The organism is Pontibacillus sp. ALD_SL1 (genome assembly GCF_017355605.1).
Window position 1 is genome coordinate 405,508 of the sequence record NZ_CP062975.1, and the last position, 18,820, is coordinate 424,327.

At 40.4% G+C, this 18,820-nt stretch carries 17 protein-coding genes; 14 read left to right on the forward strand and 3 right to left on the reverse strand.

Going from position 1 to position 18,820, the window contains the following annotated elements; all coding sequences use genetic code 11:
- Positions 1-32: 32 nt before the first annotated feature.
- The 5 genes from IMZ31_RS21190 to IMZ31_RS21210 all read left to right on the forward strand — a co-directional run bounded on the left by IMZ31_RS21190 (position 33) and on the right by IMZ31_RS21210 (position 4,648).
- Complete coding sequence (locus IMZ31_RS21190) at positions 33-770, forward strand: diadenylate cyclase (RefSeq protein WP_207531527.1); 738 nt, start codon at positions 33-35, stop codon at positions 768-770.
- A gap of 143 nt (positions 771-913) precedes the next feature.
- Entirely contained in the window at positions 914-2,047 is a 1,134-nt protein-coding gene (gene ftsZ / locus IMZ31_RS21195; RefSeq protein ID WP_207531528.1) for a cell division protein FtsZ, read from the forward strand.
- Positions 2,048-2,073: 26 nt separating this feature from the next.
- Positions 2,074-2,589 (forward strand): DivIVA domain-containing protein, encoded by a 516-nt coding sequence (locus tag IMZ31_RS21200; RefSeq protein ID WP_207531529.1) that lies wholly within the window; start codon positions 2,074-2,076, stop codon positions 2,587-2,589.
- A gap of 69 nt (positions 2,590-2,658) precedes the next feature.
- Positions 2,659-3,831 (forward strand): FtsW/RodA/SpoVE family cell cycle protein, encoded by a 1,173-nt coding sequence (locus IMZ31_RS21205; protein ID WP_207531530.1) that lies wholly within the window; start codon positions 2,659-2,661, stop codon positions 3,829-3,831.
- Positions 3,797-4,648 carry a hypothetical protein gene (locus IMZ31_RS21210; RefSeq protein WP_207531531.1) on the forward strand — a complete coding sequence of 284 codons (852 nt, stop codon included), beginning with the start codon at positions 3,797-3,799 and terminating at the stop codon, positions 4,646-4,648. Before IMZ31_RS21205 ends, IMZ31_RS21210 begins: the two co-directional genes overlap by 35 nt.
- Before the next feature lie 187 nt (positions 4,649-4,835).
- On the opposite strand, the gene IMZ31_RS21215 is transcribed toward IMZ31_RS21210, so the two are convergent.
- Both IMZ31_RS21215 and IMZ31_RS21220 read right to left on the reverse strand, forming a co-directional pair.
- Positions 4,836-5,135, reverse strand: coding sequence for a DUF4306 domain-containing protein (locus tag IMZ31_RS21215; protein ID WP_207531532.1), 300 nt, complete (start codon positions 5,133-5,135; stop codon positions 4,836-4,838).
- A gap of 407 nt (positions 5,136-5,542) precedes the next feature.
- The gene (locus tag IMZ31_RS21220; RefSeq protein WP_207531533.1) at positions 5,543-6,064 is read right to left on the reverse strand and encodes a hypothetical protein; all 522 of its coding nucleotides are present in this window, start codon (positions 6,062-6,064) and stop codon (positions 5,543-5,545) included.
- Between the two features lie 216 nt (positions 6,065-6,280).
- Between IMZ31_RS21220 and IMZ31_RS21225 the strand changes: the two genes are divergently transcribed.
- Both IMZ31_RS21225 and IMZ31_RS21230 read left to right on the forward strand, forming a co-directional pair.
- The gene (locus tag IMZ31_RS21225) at positions 6,281-7,018 is read left to right on the forward strand and encodes a cell division ATP-binding protein FtsE (protein ID WP_207531534.1); all 738 of its coding nucleotides are present in this window, start codon (positions 6,281-6,283) and stop codon (positions 7,016-7,018) included.
- Positions 7,015-7,905, forward strand: coding sequence for a permease-like cell division protein FtsX (locus IMZ31_RS21230; RefSeq protein ID WP_207531535.1), 891 nt, complete (start codon positions 7,015-7,017; stop codon positions 7,903-7,905). Before IMZ31_RS21225 ends, IMZ31_RS21230 begins: the two co-directional genes overlap by 4 nt.
- Before the next feature lie 16 nt (positions 7,906-7,921).
- Here the strand turns inward: IMZ31_RS21230 and IMZ31_RS21235 are convergent, their stop codons facing one another.
- A complete protein-coding gene (locus tag IMZ31_RS21235) occupies positions 7,922-8,857 on the reverse strand; it encodes a competence protein CoiA (RefSeq protein ID WP_207531536.1) in 936 nt (311 codons plus the stop codon).
- Between the two features lie 98 nt (positions 8,858-8,955).
- On the opposite strand from IMZ31_RS21235, the gene IMZ31_RS21240 reads away from it, so the two are divergent.
- From IMZ31_RS21240 to IMZ31_RS21270, 7 genes are all read left to right on the forward strand, one after another.
- The gene (locus IMZ31_RS21240) at positions 8,956-10,422 is read left to right on the forward strand and encodes a sensor domain-containing diguanylate cyclase (protein WP_207531537.1); all 1,467 of its coding nucleotides are present in this window, start codon (positions 8,956-8,958) and stop codon (positions 10,420-10,422) included.
- Between the two features lie 124 nt (positions 10,423-10,546).
- Complete coding sequence (locus IMZ31_RS21245; protein ID WP_207531538.1) at positions 10,547-11,413, forward strand: TIM barrel protein; 867 nt, start codon at positions 10,547-10,549, stop codon at positions 11,411-11,413.
- Positions 11,410-12,006 (forward strand): hypothetical protein, encoded by a 597-nt coding sequence (locus tag IMZ31_RS21250; RefSeq protein WP_207531539.1) that lies wholly within the window; start codon positions 11,410-11,412, stop codon positions 12,004-12,006. Before IMZ31_RS21245 ends, IMZ31_RS21250 begins: the two co-directional genes overlap by 4 nt.
- Before the next feature lies 1 nt (position 12,007).
- A complete protein-coding gene (locus IMZ31_RS21255; RefSeq protein ID WP_207531540.1) occupies positions 12,008-12,679 on the forward strand; it encodes a tyrosine-type recombinase/integrase in 672 nt (223 codons plus the stop codon).
- Positions 12,680-12,756: 77 nt separating this feature from the next.
- Complete coding sequence (locus IMZ31_RS21260; RefSeq protein WP_207531541.1) at positions 12,757-13,476, forward strand: tetratricopeptide repeat protein; 720 nt, start codon at positions 12,757-12,759, stop codon at positions 13,474-13,476.
- Positions 13,477-13,649: 173 nt separating this feature from the next.
- Entirely contained in the window at positions 13,650-15,290 is a 1,641-nt protein-coding gene (locus tag IMZ31_RS21265; protein ID WP_207531542.1) for a ribonuclease J, read from the forward strand.
- Positions 15,291-15,482: 192 nt separating this feature from the next.
- Positions 15,483-18,815, forward strand: coding sequence for a DNA-directed RNA polymerase subunit beta (locus IMZ31_RS21270; RefSeq protein WP_207531543.1), 3,333 nt, complete (start codon positions 15,483-15,485; stop codon positions 18,813-18,815).
- Positions 18,816-18,820: the final 5 nt, after the last annotated feature.

Sequence of the window (18,820 nt, forward strand, 5' to 3'; positions counted from 1 at the left end):
CACATAAGATGTATAAGAAAGGGGGGGCAAACGTGAATATAGTGGATCTGATAGATTATGGATTAATTGGCGTTGCCATTCTATTGTTGTTTCGCCTGATGAGAAGGACTGAAGCTCTCAGAATTACAATCGGTATCGTCATTATCTTTGTCATTTCTTTCCTCGCTTCGTTAGCAGGTTTAAGTAAGACGGCTGCTATTTTGCAAACGTCAACAGAGATGTTAATCGTCGGGTTGGTCGTGATCTTTCACCCAGAACTTCGCATGACGTTGAAAAAACTGGGCGGCATCACTAAGATGCGGTTCCGTGAAGAGGTTGAAGTCATAACGGAAATTGAAACGTGTGTTTTCGGTTTGTCCAAAAGAAGAATAGGGGCGCTTATTGTATTGGATCATGACAAAACATTGGCGTATCAATCTGAAAATATGACTTCTGTTGACGCTTTATGCACGAGTGACTTGCTGGAGACGATCTTTTATCCGCTTACCGCTCTTCATGACGGGGCCGTCTTAATTCATCATGACCGCATCGCTTACGCAGGTTGCAAGTTACCTTTAAGCGGGCGTAAAAGGGAAGGATTCGGTCATTTGGGAACACGCCATCTTGTGGCTATTGAAAATGCTGAAGCATACGGCGTGACCGTCATTGTGGTTTCGGAAGAAACGGGTACGATATCGGTCGCGACATCCGATGGTTTTACGCGTATTTCAGAACCAGAACAATTTCGCGCTTTCTTTAGAGAAAAAAGCCTTAAACATCACACTTTTTGATTCCGTGAAAAAACGCAAAAAAAAAGAAGGAATTCTTCTTTTCCCCTAGCAAGTATTGTTGAGAAAAATAAAAAGAGCAACTAGGATATGATGGTTTTTTTGTAAATACATAGGTAGACAAAGACACTTAGGGGGTCAAAGAAATGGAAAATGGAATTCAAAACGCACGGATTAAAGTGATTGGTGTCGGTGGTGGTGGTAATAATGCCATCAATACTATGATTGAACGCTCAGTGAACAATGTAGAATTTTTGGCTATGAATACAGATCATCAAGCTTTGGGTCTCTCTCGAGTTAAAGCGGAAAATCGTCTTCAACTAGGCGAAAAGGTTACTGGCGGACTTGGAGCGGGTGCTAATCCTGAAAAAGGACGCAAGGCAGCTGAAGAAAGTGAAGATTTGATCAGAAAAGCCATTGGTGACGAAACAGATATGGTCTTCATTGCAGCTGGTATGGGTGGAGGTTCAGGTACGGGTGCCGCTCCTGTTATCGCGCAATTGGCAAGAGAGATGGGAATTCTGACAGTTGGTGTCGTCACCATGCCGTTTGGCTGGGAAGGGGATCACCGAGCAGAATTAGCTAAAAAAGGTCGTAAAGAGTTGCTTGATCAAGTAGATACATTGATTACGATTCCGAACAATCGGTTGAGTGAATATTTAAAACAACAGGACAAGCAACCATTATTTAGACAAGCGTTCCAGGAAGTGGATAACGTTTTGTTTAATGCTGTGGTCGGTATTGTTGAAGTCATTATGCAACACGGTTATGTGAATTTAGACTTTGCTGATGTTAAAACCATCATGCAATCGTCTAAGGGTTCGGCCCTAATGGGAATCGGAACCGCTCAAGGTGGTAGTGATCGCGCTGAGAAAGCGACGTTAGAAGCTATGCATAACCCAATGCTTGGTTATGGGATAGACGGGGCTAATGGTGTCATCTTGAATGTGACAGGAGGTCCTGATTTTACATACGAAGATCTCGATGCGGCAAGTTCTCTTGTCAAAAGTACAGTATCCCCAACTGCTAACATGATCGTTGGAACAGCAGTTATGGAAGATGAAGAATGGGAAGGTCGTGTTCAGGTAACGATCATTGCAACAGGGTTTGATGAAGACGTTATCAGCCAACTGAATGACCCTCAATCAGAGACGATTTTAAAACGAGAAACCAAACCATCAAAAGAGGTATCGGAGCCAAGGGCCAAAGAACTCGAAACCCTAAATGATGATTTGATTGATATTCCTATGTTTCTAAGAAGTCGTGGGATCGGGAAGTAAGATTACATTCAGGGGGAGAGGGATTAATGATGCAAAAGCTTAGCAAGAAAATTATGAACAAAGAGTCCTTTGTGAAAGTCAAAGCGAATGTCATGGGATACGGGAAGGTAGGATACGACCCTGAAGATGTGAAAAATTTCTTGAGAATTGTGAGCAGAGAAGTGGAAATGCTTGAAAATGAACTGGAATCTCTGAAGGGGAGAACAACTCAGGAGGTAGTTCCTCAAATGGCTCCTCCTGAACAAAGCGAAAAACAGGCAGAACTGGTGGCGGAATTAAAGCAAGTGGAAACGTTAAAACGATCATATGAAAAGATGGTTATTCTAGCTGAACAATCGAAAGAAGAGACGATCCAAGAAGCTGAAAAAGAAGCCAAACAGATTATATTAAATGCGAAGAATGCAGCGGATGAGCTTATTGCAGAGGCTAAGCGGTTTTATAATGAAAAGCAAACAGATGTTAATCAATTAAATGTAACATCTGCTCAACTGAAAGAAGAACTCAAAACCATTCTTCACAATGTGGAAGAAGCTATATCTTAACGAAAGAGCTCCGAAAGGGGCTTTTTTGTTGTAATCAGGTGTGACGCTGATTAGTAGGAGGGGAGCAGAATGCAAAAGCTCAAGTTTGATATCCCGATGCTTTTTATTATACTCGGATTAATTGGATACGGAATCTCGATGAATTATAGCGCGAGTTCAGCGCTCTCATTAAGAACAACAGGAACCTTAAATGCGTTTCTTTCTAAACATGTGCTGTTTGCCCTTGTTGGTTTTTTTGTCATGATTATGATCGCCAAAATTAAGTATTCGATAGCTCGAAAAATCGTGTGGGTGCTAAACGGAATCACCATCGTTTTGTTATTTTTAACCTACATTCCAGCCTTTCAAATGACCGTAAACGACGCTTCTCGGTGGGTAAACTTGTTCGGGATTTCGTTTCAGCCCTCTGAAATTGCGAAAATTACCGTTGTCTTCACGCTCGCCCATTTAATTGATGAAGCTAGAAAAAAAGGAACTCTCAATCAATTCAGGGATCCAAAACAAGGGATCATACCTATTTTGGGTTACATAGGTTTTTATCTTTTGATTGTCTTAATGCAAAAACATTTAAGCGCAGCGATGTTAATTGGATTAATTTCCATAACAATGTTGTTTATTGGCGGTGTTAAAAAAAGGTTTTTACTTATTATGGCGACAAGCGGAATTCTTTTTGGTATAATAGGAATCATTATAGAACCTTTTCGAGTAAGGCGAATAATGAGTTTTACTGATCCCTTTAAAGATGAGCTAGGCTCTGGGTATCAGATTATTCAAAGCTGGTACGCACTAGGATCTGGAGAGTGGTTCGGTCTCGGGCTTGGTATGAGTAGGCAAAAATTTGGTTATATACCTGAAAACCACACCGATTTTATCATCGCTATTATTGGCGAAGAAATGGGTTTTTTGTTTGGAACGCTAGTAGTGATCATATTATTTATTCTTTTCTTATTAGCAGGGTTAATTATTGCTTCTAAAGGGAAAAATATATTTGAATTGACATTAGTGTCTGGAATTGTTTTTTTGGTTTTTTATCAATTTATGATCAATTTGTTCGTTGTCGGTGGAATTATGCCTGTTACGGGAATGCCGTTGCCCTTTATAAGTTATGGCGGAACCTCACTTGTCGTATTAATGGTTGGGATTGGCTTAATTTTCAATGTCACTAGTACTCATAGTGACCTTATTGAAAAAGAAGGAGAGAAGCGTAATGACGAAGAAAGCAGCAATCAACGAAAAACTTAAAGAAATCTTTGTTTACGATGGGAACTTAGATGAGGATCATGTTGCTGAGGCGTACAGTGATTTTTATAAAGAAGCCACAACATATTATTCGAGTTGGAGTAAAGTGCTTCGGAATAATCAGATTACAAAGAAAAAACGAAGAGAACGCGAAAAGTTTATGATCTATATGATACTGAAACAGCGCTATGAAAAACACGGGGAAGAAGCTTTGAGGAAGAAAAATGTACAACCTGAAGAATTTAAGAAAAGGGTTTTAAAAGCGTTTAAATCCCTTCAGGATGTTTTGGATATTGTGGAAAAATGGAATCCAGATCGTGTGTTATATGAAATGCACGCCTCTTTTTTATCAGGAACTACCGTTCGTTCCTTCTCTCAAGAAGAGCCAGATTTGTATAAACGAATGATGAGAGAGTTTGGCGACTATAAAACAGCCATCGAAAGATACGATGCACTGTTCGGAATGCCAACCATAGACCCAGACCTCATTTCTTCAGGTGGTCGCGAACAAAAGCCTGCACCTTCTAATGAAAAGCCTCAAAAAATCAATGATGACCTTTTAAGCATGATGATGAAGCTTTCTTACATTGAGGATGAAAAAGACGTTCAATACATTGTTCAAGCTAATCAAATCACGAAAGAACAAGTCATCACTTACTTGTTCCAGCAGATGGCTGAAGCGAAGATCCAAGATAAACAATTATCAGATTTATCTATAAAAGATAAGGACCCTGCCATGCATTTTGCGATTCAGGCACACTACGGTTCTTTCCAAGAGGCGATAAGCGAGATGAAACAAGCGCTTGTCGATGTCGGTTAACTATATGAAAAAAGCAACCTGTTAAGGTAAGTAGTTCAGTTGTGAAGTAGAAAACACCAATTCACAAGCGAAATAACAAGGTAAATCGCATAACTTTGGACAGCAAAATCGCACAAGAAAACGCAGAGGTTCATGTCCCTCTGCGTTTTTAATGTTTTATTGACTTGCTCTTCAACTAAAGCACCCGTTAGTTCGATAATTTCCTTCTCCGTATTTTATTGACTAAAACAAAAACCAAAAATCCCATCATATAAATTCCAGTCAATATTGAGATATAAATAATTGGGTTAGTCTTTAAGGCAATTAAAAATACATCAATCGCATAAATATCACTACAATACTGAACATCTTGAGGTGTAAAAATAAACTTTGGTTTGCATTCTGATTGCGGTAAATAAGCGATTTTACTTGATATAACCATCGAATAAATATAGGACACGGTAAAAATAGGTATGCAAATCCACCACAGTCCCCACCATTTACTCACACAAATCCCTCCCTATAAACTACCGCTTGTTAAACAAACCTGCCCCGTTAGTTTAAGTACAATGTTTCACAAAGTCTGCATATGTAGTTAATCATTAAGCCTTTCGATCCTACAAAATCTTACAATTAACTATACTAAATAACTTCGGTTTTGACCATGGTTTTAGCATCATTTTAACTTGTGGACAATAGCTGTTGTCCAGTTGCTAATTCCTATGCTAAAACCTTTGTTATTTTAATCACCAAACCACAGTAATCCTTGTTATATCAATAGAAAGAAACATGCGAATTCAAGTGTGAATTCGCATGTTAAAAGCCTTGCTATTTTCATTTTTCTACCTCTGAACCGAACTACTTACTGTTAAGGGTTGTTTTTTGGTTTTTTGGATTAACAGAACCGCGTCTTTGTTAGACTGTCCATTCGGAGAAATCAAGGATGACAAGTTTTCCTTTAAGCTCCCCCCATTGCACATGACTTTCCAAATCCTCCATTATAAAGCCCGTCACTTCTTGTATTTTCTTTATGAGTGTTATCCTTTTCTGTTTGTAAACCTGGTGGAAATCTCGCTCGCTTACATGAGCGGCTTTTTTGAACAAAAGAATCCCATTATCAAACCCGAGAATTGGAGCGAAATGGGGTTTTAATGATCCAGGAAGGCCTCCCCAAAAATCTCTTTCTTCAATGTTGTCTCTGTAACCCGCACTATATAACGGGAGTTTCGCAGCAGCCCCGTCTACCTCAATGACAAATCGGAATTTGCCGTTTCCGATTAAAGGGAACCCCAACAAATTACTCAAGTATAAGGCTTTTTTGTTATGATCTTCCGCTGTGCATATATCTTGAAGATGTTCATTCATATGATGCTTAACCTCACCCCAATTCAATTGAGAGGTTATTTTCCTAATGCTAGGGTGCTCAGAGAAACTCATAGTGTCCCACCTCTTCCGTTATTATTCCACCAGATCTATTCTCCACCTTAAGTATAAGCGTTTTTCGTCTGCCCTTATAAAAAAAGAATGTAAGATCTTGAATGCCTATGCAGTCTTTTTCCGAAAACAAAGATTCCTCATAATTTGTGCTGATTCTTGTCAATCGAAACAAGGGTTTAGCGGCGATAACGTTAATAAAAGGGCGAGGTGAATAAAATGATCGAATATCAAGCTGTTCAAAAAATCTACAATCGCAAAATACCTATAAAAAGCGCTAGTTTTTCGGTATCGAAAGGAGAATTCGTTCTGCTTGCGGGTCCATCAGGAGCAGGGAAAAGCACACTTTTGAAAATGCTTTATAAAGAAGAAAAGCCAAACAGCGGAAATATCATTGTGTATAACCGAAACATTAGAAAAATCAGAACAAAAAAGTTAAGACGCATGTTAGGAGTGGTGTTTCAGGACTTTGAAGCAACGCTTTTGAAGAATAAAACAGCCTACGAAAATGTCGCTTATGTGTTGGAATCTCTTGGGATGAGCCCTTTCCGCATTCGGAAACAAACCGAAGAAGCTTTGGATCGTCTCGGGATATTGGATAAAGCAAAACAATATCCGAGTGAATTATCAGGCGGTGAGAAACAAAGAGTAGCCATAGCTCGGGCTATCGTGAATAAACCAGAGATCATCTTATGTGACGAACCGACGGGGAATTTGGATGCTGAGAACGAAAAAATTGTGATGCATTATTTAAATGAGTTAAATCAAGAAGGGGCTACGATTTTAATGACAACACACAATGTGAACATACTGAACGAGGAAAGAAAACGAATCCTCTGGGTAAGTGACGGAAAGGTTTCGGATTATATTGTGGAGGATGTCAAAAACAAAAAAATCGATATAACTTCCTTATTGCAAAAGAGCGTAATGGGATCGGGGCAGGAGGGAACTCAATGACACTCATTTGGTTAATGCGATTGTGGGTAAAAGAAGCGTTCATAGGTTTCTTTCGGAACTTAGGGTGGAATGTTTCGGCCATTATGATTTCTTCTGTATGCATGATATTTTTTCTGTCTTCCTATGTCGCTGGAGAGAATGCCAGTCATTTTTCTAAAGAGCTTGGAGAAAAAGTGGAGATTCGGGTTGATTTACTGACAGATATTTCTGACGGGGAACATGCGAAAATCCAAAAGGAGTTAGAGGCTAATTCGAAAGTGAAAAGTGTAACGTACGTAAGTAAAGACGAGGCTTACAATAAGGTTAGGGATCAAATGGGAGAAGACGCAAGCGTGCTTGATGTACTTGATACCAATCCATTTCCAGCCCGATTTATCATACGACTTCATAATCCTGAAGAGGTGGCTGTGTTTGCGAATTACGTGGAGGGTCTTGGCGTTGCTGAAACGGTCCAATACGGCGAAGGGTATGTAGAGAAAATGTTAACTGGAACGAAAGTGTTAAGCCAAATCGGATACTATTTTACGGCTGCATTCACCCTGCTGGCTTTATATATTGTGGGCAGCGTTATTAAAATGAACATTACGCAGCGGAAGGGTGAAATTTCAATTAAGAAATTGACTGGTTCAGGAATGTTTACCGTCCGTTTTCCGTTTGTATTGGAGGCGCTCATCATTACAGGGGTTGCGAGTGTGTTGTCGTATTACTTCTTTGTTTTCGCTTATGAATACGCAGTTAAGCTATTAGGAGATTTCATCCCTTATATTCAATTAATAGAACTAGGAACTGTGACAGAAACTTTAGTATACTTACTGGCTGGCTTGTCTCTGTTAATTGGTGTGTTAGGAAGTGTTACGTCAACGAAGCAACTGTTACAAAAACAATAAAAACTAAGATATACATTTATATCTTAGTTTTTTTTGTTTCGTTTTCTAGCGAACGAATGATAATGGTGGCTTCTTTTTTGGTGAGTCCTCCCAGTTTATAAGGGATTTGTTTGCCGTTTTTTACAAGCAGCCCTTTCAGGTAATTGATCTGCTTTGGTGTTGCCAACACTTTTTCTTTTGGTTTGTTTCCTCTTGTCTCATTAATGAACTTCGTCGTTTCTTTGGCTTGTGTGGTTTTTTGTAAGGTATAATCCCTGCGCCTGTTTTGCATAGCAATAAAAAAGTCATATTTCGAAGAAAAGGAACCGTTTTTAAAAGTGCATTCTTTGGGAGAAAAAAAATATTCTGTTCCTATCACAAACCGCTTCAAACTTTCTTCTACGATCAGAACGACAAATTGTTTTGTCAGCGTGTCGTAATAAATGATTTTCCCCTCGACCTCTAAGACAGCCCTTTCTAAGTTGTTTAATTTGTGCGCCCGTTGATGTTTCGGGTTGGCGTAAGTATGCATGGAGTACCCTAAAACCCAAAAGCTCTCAACATCAGCTTCATGGTACAATGCGCGCCTTTTTTTCCATGTATCCCCTTGTATAGGTGAACATTGAAATTCCACGGCATGTTTTTGAGAGGGTAGAAATATATCTGCCCTTTGGTTGGTCTTTGAGATGTGATATTCCAGTTCGACACGCGTCAGATTGTTTGTTTCTGAAAGCCATTCGTATAAGTGTTGTTTGCCAGTGTCATGTTCAATGCTTTCTGGTTCGCTAAAAGGAGAACTGCACTCCTTTCTGACGTGACTGAAATGACTTTGAATCGTATGGCCGTGGCGGTAAAGTAGTTCCCCTTTGCAATCTGGGCATAGGAGACATCTCTCTTTGGAGAGTTTTTTCAACGTTTCCGCTTTATGAGAGTGAATGGATATTAACGAACCTTGATATAACGCAATCAGCATAAACTGCACCCCCATTACAATTTATGCTGATAAAAAAACAATATGAAATCTTTCAATAAACGGAATATCAAGGTATACCAGATTGAGGGGGGGATAAGATGGGGAAAGCGCTGAACTACTTCACATCTATATACCGTTTTCTCATAATTGCGGTGGTGATTAAAGAGCATATAGAGGCCGTTTCGTTCAATTATGAAAAGGAACACCTCATGCTTTACTCAAGCTTTGTCCTTTACGGATGTTTGTTTTCAGTATTCAAACGAAATAAGTTTGCTGCCTTTTTGGAAACGATCCTTATTTTCATTTTCATGCAAATGAATCCAGTTATTTTGCTTTATTTCCTATTGTTAATTCCGTTCGGTGTCATTATTGCATCTATGGCTAACAAGTTCGATCTTATTCTTTATGGATTTCTCGTTACTGCTTATATAGCATTCCAATACAACCTCACCCTATTTCATGCTTTTATGGCTTATGCTGGGTTGGAAGTCGTTTTGTTCACCCTTCACGCTAAGTTTTACTACATAGAACATTTGGAAACGGAATTATTTCAGGCTAAGAATGCCATTCAGGAATCCAAAAAACAGGTGACAGGCTTAAATGAAGAGTTGAACATCGTGGCAGATATGTTTAATAAAATCAGAGAGTTAAACGAAGCGGATGATAAAGAGATTATTATTGAGCAAATCGTTCATTCGGCCAGGGATTTCTTTCAAGCTGATTTGGCAGTTTTGTATTTGCCAAAAGGAGATGGATTTGAAGTCTTTAAGCAAGTAGGAAAAGAAGAGAGATATACAGCTCCTCGTACGCTTACGCAACAGGATTTGAACGAAAGCCCATTTGGAAATGAACGCTTACAAGTTGGGATATATGATGACGATAAAGAGCGAAACCGAGATGTATGGGGAGTGCTCAGGGTTTACGGAAAACGGGCCAGCGTATTCAAGGATGGGCAGCTGATGATCGCTCCTTTCACAGACATTGATCTTGAAATCCTGGCTACCTATGCTCAGCAAGCTCATAAACGTCTCAGTCATGTTAAGCTTGCCCAAAAAAACAAGTATTTGGCAAATTATGATTTTCTAACAGGCGTCCCGTTAAGAAGACATTTTATCGAACAGTTTCAATTATATGCAGAAAAAGCTATGCGGGGTGATGCGTTTACTCTTTTAATCCTTGATGTCGATGATTTTAAGCTGTTTAACGATCGGCACGGTCATCACGTGGGGGATCAGGTATTAAAAATTGTCGCAGAAACGATCTCGAATTCTGTTCGTAAACCAGGAAAAGTTGATATTGTGGGGCGCCTGGGCGGGGAAGAATTTGGTGTTATTTTATATAACTCCAAAGACCCTGCGGTGGCAGCGGAAAGGATTCGGAAAAACGTTAACTTGGTTCCGACTGGTTATGACAGAATCGGCTTGTCCATTGGCATGGCTCATTTCGGTAAGGACGGAACTGACTGGAATGTTTTATCCAAGAAGGCTGACAGGGCCCTCTATCTGGCTAAAGAGAGAGGAAAAAATCAGGTTGTTGAGTGGGAAGAAGTAGAGGAAAAAGAGTGAGAAGGGACTTCCCTTCTTTTTTTATGCTGTCATCCCTCTTCTCTGAATCTTGTGGGGCGCTTTTTTGACACGTGTTCCAAATTCGTGTAGTATCCTCAAACATTTAAGCAGAGGAGGGGGAAGGATGAGAATTGGTTTTCAGTTGCCTTACTCAGGAAACTTAAAAAAATTAGAAACCAGAATCCGCGTTTCAAGGGGGAATGCGTTTCAAGTTTATGCACGAAGTAAACGGGGGATCGACGGCGAAGGAAATCCTTATCCGCTTCATGAGCTGTCAGACAAAAACGTCAACATGTTTAAATCCCTTACAAACTCCATTTATCCCGCTATTGTTCACGCCCCTCTTTCCCACAATTTAGCGCAGAAAGAGCGGAAGAATAAGCAAGGGGAGCAGTGGTCGCAGGTTGAATGTTTAATCGAAGAGTTGGCGTTCTGCCAGCGTCTCGGTTGTGATTATTACGTCCTAAATGCTGGTCATTCTAAAACGCTGGAGCGGGATGAAGCGATCCAAAACATAAGGATGCATATTGAAGAGGCGCTTGGGAAAAGTGATTTTGAGGGGAATGTCCTGATTAGAAATGCGGCTGGAGCGGGAACCGAATTGGCAGCGGATTTGGAAGAATGGAGTAGGCTTGTTTCATGGAACCCAAGGGTAAAAGGGGCGCTTGATTTAGGGAGGGCTTATGCATATGGACATTCATTTTTTGATGAGAAGGAAACAGCGGCTTTCATTAAGGAATTGGATGACGTTGTAGGTTTCGACCATATCAAAATGGTTTACATTAATGACTCAAAACGGGGAAGAGGGGCTCAGAAAGAATCGCCAACAATATTAGGAGAAGGATTTATCCATTTCTCTGGTTATGAATGTATATTGGAGCACCCCGTTCTTCAAGCGTTGCCATGGATGCTTGAACATCACCCTGTTAAACTTCCTGATCTCTACGATCGAAGTCTGGAGTTTTTAAAAGACAGGAGGGGGAGGGTATGAGACATTCTCTGTTCCTGATTCCTTATTTCGTTATCGTGTTGGTTTATTTCTTCGCTGCTTCACACTCCTTGTATGCGGTATTCTTGTTGTCCGTCTTACATGGATGGGTTTATTTGAAAGGAACGCAGGAGGATAATGAACGATATGCTTTTGGATATAAGGTGACCCTTTTTGCTGTTTTGTTTATGGAGATCGCGAAAGGAACGGTTTGGTTTGAAACGACTTGGGTTTTCCTGTTGTTCTTCGGAATGTATTTTTATCACAGATGGAAGGGTCTTTTCAAACATGAGGGAAGCGTATCTCTCGCGGAATCGTATTTGATATACGCCCTCACGCCTATTGGTGTCTATGCGACCTTGCCTCTTGTTACATCTGGTATGATTGCGGATGCTTTATTTGTCATTTTAAATATGACCGTATTTTCTATGTTTGTGCGAAGGGACAGACCGATTGGTGTATGGGCAGTCTTTATTGCGGGTCAAGGGGTCATTTTGTTGTTATCGCTAATATGGAACACATTCCAATTTGTTTATATTCCCATGGTGCTTTATATCATCTGTATCAGTATCAGTTTACAAATAAGGAGAGAATGACATGATCCAAACGTTTGCAGAATGGTTGAAACGTGAGCAAAAAAACGGTGCGACGATCAGATTTTACACCAAAGAAGCCGATAAATTATTGAGTTTTCTAAGAGAAGAGGGCATATTATTGGCCGAAGTCAAAGAAGTTCATGTCCAGCGATTCCTTGATCTGTGTAAATCAAAAGGGTATTCCTCGCATTCTGTCGCTAAGACTAGCAGCTCAATACGTTCGTTTTTCAAACATTTGAGAAACGAAGGCGTTATGATACACAATCCCATGGACAACATTAAGCAACCCAAAACAACTAAAAGAGAAGTGACTGTCAGCGAACAGGAATTGGATGAGATTCGTCAAAGGCTCAGAAATTCTCGCGACCGAGTTATGTTTTCGATGCTTACGTATGAACGCATTCGACTTAATGACATGATTCGGATTCGATTGGATCATTTCGAGCCGAAACAAGGGATCATATACTTGGATAATAAAGCTTACCCATTAAGCGAATGTACGAAAAGAGATATGGTGAAGCATATCGAACAAGAGGGGATTACAGATTACATATTTTTAAATCAACACAGAAAACCATTAACTTCACAAGGGGCATATTACATTATCAAGCAATATTTTATAGAAATAGGCAAACCAGATATTCGGCCTATTGATCTTGTTAAACTCGGTTAATTCCGAGTTTTTTTTGTGTTTTCTTTACAAATCCCAAAAGCTTTGCTATGTTCCTGTCTCATTAAGGAGGGGGGCATATGGGAGACATTATTCATCTGCATTCTGAGGACTATTACAAGCGCCGCGGAAGGCAATTTTATTTAAGCGGCATCCAATCGGTAACAGCAAGCAATAATTTTGAAAAAGCGAGATTTTATTTCACTGAGGCGCTTCGGTTTCATCCTGATAATAACGAATACAGGTTTTATATAGGGGTTACTTATTTTATGAACAATCAAGCAAAAGAATCGCTCCCTTATCTCAAGAGCGCTTATCAGCGTGAGCCTGTTCATGCTGATTACACACACATTTACGGGATGGCCCTCTACCAATTGAAGAGGTATGAAGAGGCAGCTTCTGTTTTCGAAACGAATCGGGAGAACAACCCAAACCATCTTAATAGTTTGTTTTACTTGGGGAAAATCAAAGCTTTGGAACCCGCGACCCAAAATCAAGCCCTCGCATGCTTTGATCATATATTGGGTATGGATTCCGATCATTATGATTCCTTATTTGAAAAGGGGTGCATTCATCTCAATCAACACCATTACAATGAAGCTCATGATCTGTTTCAACAAACGATCTCCATTCAACCTACTTATGCTGTTGCATACTACTATTTATCAAAAACACTATTAAAGCAAGGTCGTCATGACGAAGCCATTCGTATATTAAGCGCTCTATTAGAGCATTGCCCAAATGAAAAAGAATTGGTTGAAACCAATATTAATGTCATAAATACGCTGAAAGACTTATGAAACAGCTCAGAATGAATACAACTGGCTTCCTCGGTTTTATCTAGAACCGAATAAGGGGAGCCCCATCTCGCGATACGGAAAAGGATTCATTTAAAAAAAACTAAATAGAATCATATAAGATTTGCGGTTAGTTAGGAAGGGGGAAGGCACGTGCAAAGGTGCCAAAACATAACATGTCAAACAGAATAAACATAGTGCCACTAGGTGGACTAGAGGAAATCGGAAAAAACATGACGATCGTCCAATATGATGACGAGTGGTTCATTATCGACGCAGGGATTGCCTTTCCTGATGAAGATATGTACGGGGTTAATGTTGTTATTCCAGATTTCGATTATGTAAGGAGAAACAAGGAAAAGATCAGAAAAATCGTTATTACTCACGCTCATGAAGACCATATTGGAGGGCTTCCGTATTTACTTGATGAGATCGATGCGCCTGTTTTTGCAACGAATCTCACAGCTAAACTGATTGAAAAAAAACTAAAGCGTCATAAAGAACGAATTCACGTAATCAAAGAAGATGATCGACTAGAAGAGGATCAATGTACCATTAGTTTTTTCAGGACGCATCACAGTATACCTGATTCTGTTGGCGTTGTAATTGAAACACCCCTCGGCTTAGTGGTTCATACAGGGGATTTTAAATTTGATTTAACACCTACTAATGGACAATACATAGATTTCAAACGATTGGGAGAGATAGCAGGGAATGGTGTTGTAGCTTTGTTGTCCGATAGTACCAATACGATCAAAAAGGGAATGTCGATTTCTGAAGATGAAGTAAGAAGAAACCTGGAACGAGAAATAGGGGCGTGTGAGGGGCGCGTTATCGTAGCCACGTTCGCTTCAAGTTTGCATCGGATCCCTTCTTTGTTTCATGTAGCTAAGAAACTCGGAAAAAAAGTGGTTGTGTTTGGTAAAAGCATGGAAGAAAACATTAAAATAGCAAGCAAACTTGGATATTTTGAAGACTTTCAGGATATTCTGATTCCTCAAAAAGAGATGGATCGTTACGATGGTAAGGAATTGATGGTGATTACAACAGGGGCTCAAGGGGAGTCTTTAGCTGGTTTGGCTAAGATGGCAAACGGCAAACACAGATTCGTTGAATTAACAGAAGGAGATACTGTCGTTTTCTCCTCTTCGGTCATAGTTGGGAATGAAAAACAAGTAGGAACTTTGGTCAATGGTTTATTGAAGAAGGGTGTCGGCGTTATACAGGGGTCGCACATCCATACATCAGGACACGGACATGAGAAAGAACAACAACTCATGCTTAGTATCATGCGTCCGAAGTACTTTATCCCCGTTCACGGTGAATATAAAATGCTTATCCAGCATAAAGAATTAGCCAAGCAGGTCGGGATTAAGGATGAGAACATCTTTATATGTGAGAATGGCAGTGTTATTGAAATCACAGAAGAAGGGGCCTCTTGTAAGGCTAAAGTGAAAGCTGGAAATGTTATGGTGGATGATTCAGGCATGGGAGATGTCAAAAAGTCCATTATGAGAGATCGGCATCGAATGGCTCTTCATGGTATGGCTGTAATCAATGCAAAGTTCGATTATCAGAACAAAAACATGAAAGTATGGGTGAACCTTCGTCTTTTTGGAATTGTTGCCGATTATGATCATGCTTCATTGCAAAAAGAAGCAGGCAAAATGATCGAACGATTATCGCGTGATGCGGAAGATATGAATGCATTGAAAAATACGCTATACAGCGAAATAGGGGATCTTATACACCAATATGTTAAAAGAAGGCCGCTTGTTTCGTTGTACCTTGACGGATACAACAAAAAAAGAGGATAGAAAAGAAGGATTGAGAGTCCTTTTGTTATATTTACGTTATAGAGTGAGAAAGGGTTCGCAAATAGGTGCCTGGCAATAATGAATCCTGGATGGAATAAGAACGAAAAACGATGCAGCAGACCAATAAAGCTTAAAGGGAGGCCTTTAAGCTTTTGTTTTCGTCTATTTGCAATATCTAAAAGAGGTGAGGGCATGAAACGTGTTAACTTTGGTAAGGTAAAAGATGCAATTGAAATGCCAAATTTAATTGAAAATCAACTGGCTTCCTTCGAGGAGTTCAAATCTAAGAGAGTTCATGATGTCATGAAAAATTTCTTCCCTGTTGAGGATCATTACGGAACGTATGAACTTCAGTATGTCTCCAGTCACTTTGGAGAGCCTTCGATTAGTGTTGAAGAGGCTAAGAGAAAAAAACGCACTTACAGCGCACCTCTAAAAGCTACTTTTCGGTTGGTCCATAAAGATGTAGATCATGTAACAGAATCAGAGGTATTTCTCGGTGAACAACCGCATATGACGGATGTGGGGTCGTTTATATTCAACGGCGTTGAGTATGTTGTTGTGCCTCAGTTAACGCGATCACCTGGTGTCTATTTCAGCAAAGAGATGAATGCAAAGGCTCTTTACAATTATAAAGCAAAACTAATGCCAGACCGCGGTTTATGGGCTACATTCGATGTTGATGCGAAGCGGGTTGTGAACGTGAGTGTGGATAAGGGAAAAAAAGTGCCCGTTACCCTCCTGTTAAAAGCGCTTGGTTTTGGTTCGAATGACGACATTTTGGAGCTTTTTAATCACAATGAATTTATACAAAATACCCTCGAAAAAGAAAATGCGGTTGATGAGGAAGATGCCCTGATTCAATTTTATAAAGGGGTGAAACCAAACGACCCTCCTGTTTATGAACGCGCAAAGTCTTATATTGACACAATGTTTTTTGATCAGAAACGGTATGACATGGGGCTTGCGGGTCGATTTAATTTGAATAAGAAATTGGATATAAAATCAAGGGTCCTTCGTAAAGAATTAGCCGAAGACGTTGGTAACCTGAAAGCTGGCACAATCATCAAAAAAGAACACTTAGAAGCCCTTAAAGGGGCGGACCTTTATGTTACTGACAAAAAAGGGGAAAAAGTAAAAATCATCGGAAACGGTTCTCCTGAAGAACGGCACCTGATACTGGATGATATTGTAGCCATATTAAATTACTTGATCCAGATGGATAACGGTATCGGGGAAGTTGACAACATTGACCACCTCTCTAACCGAAGGCTTCGTTTAGTCGGGGAGTTGCTCGAAGCTCAATTTCAGGTTGGCATTAAACGTATTGAAAAAATCATACGCGAACGAATGAACACAAGTCAAAACTCCATTGATTCCTCCAAAGAAGCCATTACCCCTCAAAAACTTATCCACACGCGTCCGCTTGTAGCAGCCATGAGAGAGTTTCTGGGAAGCAGCCAGTTGTCCCAATTTGTGGATCAAGCCAATCCATTAGCTGAATTATCTAATAAAAGAAGAACCTCTGCTCTTGGCCCCAGAGGATTAACGAAAGAACGGGCTAGCATCGATGTTCGGGATGTTCATTATTCTCACTACGGAAAGATTTGTCCGATTGAAACACCAGAAGGATTTGGAGTTGGGCTGATCGGGGCTCTTGCTTCCTATGCGAAAGTAAACGAGTACGGCATCATTGAAACGCCATACAGACAGGTCAATCAAGAAAAAGGGGTCGCAACGGATGAAATCGTTTATTTCACCGCAGATGATGAGGATAAATACTACATTGCGCAGGCTTCCTCTGTTGATGAAAATGGGGTTTTTCTTCAAAATCCTGTTACAGTTCGATCCTGCGGAGACTATTTGTTGGTTCCTCCTGAACAGGTGGATTATGTTGATGTATCTCCGCGTCAATTAGTAGGTGTTGGTGCGGCGCTCATTCCGTTTTTAGAAAACGATGATGCTAACCGAACCGTAATGGGTGCGAACATGCAACGTCAGGCTCTCCCTGTTTTAAATCCTGAAGAACCGCTTATCGGTACGGGTGTAGAATCGCGCATAGCTCTTGATACATTATCAAGTTACGAGGCGGAAGAAGACGGGGTTGTGGAAACGGTGAACGACCATGCGCTGGTTGTTCAATATAAGAATAAAGGAAAGGTTACATATAAAATAAGAAAATTCGTTCGAACAAATAACGACACGTGTTTTAATCACAGGGTATTGGTTGTTCCTGGCCAAAAGGTAAAAAAAGGAGACGTCTTGGCGGATAGCTCTTCAACCAATGACGGGGAGTTGGCTATTGGGAAGAATATGCTTGTAGCCTTTATGCCTTGGGAAGGGTACAACTACGAGGACGCGGTGCTCATTAATGAACGTCTTGTTAAAAAAGATGTTTACACGTCGATATCAATAAAGGAATACCCTATTGATGTACGGGATACTAAAAACGGTCCAGAAGAGATTACAAGAGATGTTCCTTATACAAATGAGAAGCATTTAAAAAATCTTGACGAAGAAGGCATTATACGAGTGGGTTCGAAGGTTCACGAAAACGATGTATTGGTTGGGAAGGTTACACCAAAGTCTCGCCGCGAAGCGTCAGCTGAGGAAAAATTGTTAGAAGCGGTGTTCAAGGAAAGTTCGAACGATGTGAAAGACAACTCGCTGCGTATGGGGCATGACAAAGAGGGGATCGTTTTTGATGTTGTTCGAAACACCAAAGATGACTCTGATTTACCTAGTGGTGTTAACGAACAAATAACGGTTTTCGTAGCGGAAATCAGAAAGATACGAGAAGGGGATAAAATTGCGGGGCGCCATGGGAATAAGGGGGTTATCTCCCGTATTCTTAAAGAGGAGGATATGCCTCATATGGCAGATGGAACCCCTGTTGATCTGGTGCTGAATCCACTTGGCGTTCCTTCTCGAATGAATATTGGCCAAATCATGGAGACCCATCTCGGGTTTGCTGCTAAAAAGCAAGGCTTAAAGTTCCAGGTTCCTGTATTTGATGGCCCTTCTATTGGAGAAATTCAAGATCAGTTAAAGGTAGCAGGAATTCCTGAAAGCGGAAAAGTAACCCTGTATGACGGAAGAACAGGGGAACCATTTGAAAACCCAGTGACTGTTGGCGTTATGTATGTTTTGAAGCTTCATCATCAGGTAAAGGATAAGCTTCATGCCAGAAGCACGGGGCCTTACAGCCTGGTCACGAAACAACCGTTAGGTGGAAAAGCGCAAATGGGTGGGCAACGCTTTGGGGAAATGGAAGTGTGGGCCTTGAAAGCACACGGAGCCGCTTATACCCTTCGTGAATTGCTTACATTGAAGTCCGATGATCTGATGGGACGGGCACGAATGTACAAATCTATTGTTAAGGGCATGGAGTTCCCAGAACCAAGCGCAACGGAATCCTTTAAAGCTCTCGGTCAATATATACGCGGGTTAGGTATGGATTTCGATGCTGTCGATAAGGAAGGGAATTCAGTGTTGTATTCCAAACATAAAAGGAAGGATAGATAGGGGGG

Excerpts from the sequence above, each read along its gene's own strand:
- ftsZ (WP_207531528.1), top strand. The coding sequence starts at position 914 with ATGGAAAATGGAATTCAAAACGCACGGATTAAAGTGATTGGTGTCGGT.
- IMZ31_RS21200 (WP_207531529.1), top strand. The coding sequence starts at position 2,074 with ATGATGCAAAAGCTTAGCAAGAAAATTATGAACAAAGAGTCCTTTGTG.
- IMZ31_RS21205 (WP_207531530.1), top strand. The coding sequence starts at position 2,659 with ATGCAAAAGCTCAAGTTTGATATCCCGATGCTTTTTATTATACTCGGA.
- IMZ31_RS21210 (WP_207531531.1), top strand. The coding sequence starts at position 3,797 with ATGACGAAGAAAGCAGCAATCAACGAAAAACTTAAAGAAATCTTTGTT.
- IMZ31_RS21220 (WP_207531533.1), bottom strand. The coding sequence starts at position 6,064 with ATGAGTTTCTCTGAGCACCCTAGCATTAGGAAAATAACCTCTCAATTG.
- IMZ31_RS21225 (WP_207531534.1), top strand. The coding sequence starts at position 6,281 with ATGATCGAATATCAAGCTGTTCAAAAAATCTACAATCGCAAAATACCT.
- IMZ31_RS21230 (WP_207531535.1), top strand. The coding sequence starts at position 7,015 with ATGACACTCATTTGGTTAATGCGATTGTGGGTAAAAGAAGCGTTCATA.
- IMZ31_RS21235 (WP_207531536.1), bottom strand. The coding sequence starts at position 8,857 with ATGCTGATTGCGTTATATCAAGGTTCGTTAATATCCATTCACTCTCAT.
- IMZ31_RS21240 (WP_207531537.1), top strand. The coding sequence starts at position 8,956 with ATGGGGAAAGCGCTGAACTACTTCACATCTATATACCGTTTTCTCATA.
- IMZ31_RS21245 (WP_207531538.1), top strand. The coding sequence starts at position 10,547 with ATGAGAATTGGTTTTCAGTTGCCTTACTCAGGAAACTTAAAAAAATTA.
- IMZ31_RS21250 (WP_207531539.1), top strand. The coding sequence starts at position 11,410 with ATGAGACATTCTCTGTTCCTGATTCCTTATTTCGTTATCGTGTTGGTT.
- IMZ31_RS21255 (WP_207531540.1), top strand. The coding sequence starts at position 12,008 with ATGATCCAAACGTTTGCAGAATGGTTGAAACGTGAGCAAAAAAACGGT.
- IMZ31_RS21260 (WP_207531541.1), top strand. The coding sequence starts at position 12,757 with ATGGGAGACATTATTCATCTGCATTCTGAGGACTATTACAAGCGCCGC.
- IMZ31_RS21265 (WP_207531542.1), top strand. The coding sequence starts at position 13,650 with ATGTCAAACAGAATAAACATAGTGCCACTAGGTGGACTAGAGGAAATC.
- IMZ31_RS21270 (WP_207531543.1), top strand. The coding sequence starts at position 15,483 with ATGAAACGTGTTAACTTTGGTAAGGTAAAAGATGCAATTGAAATGCCA.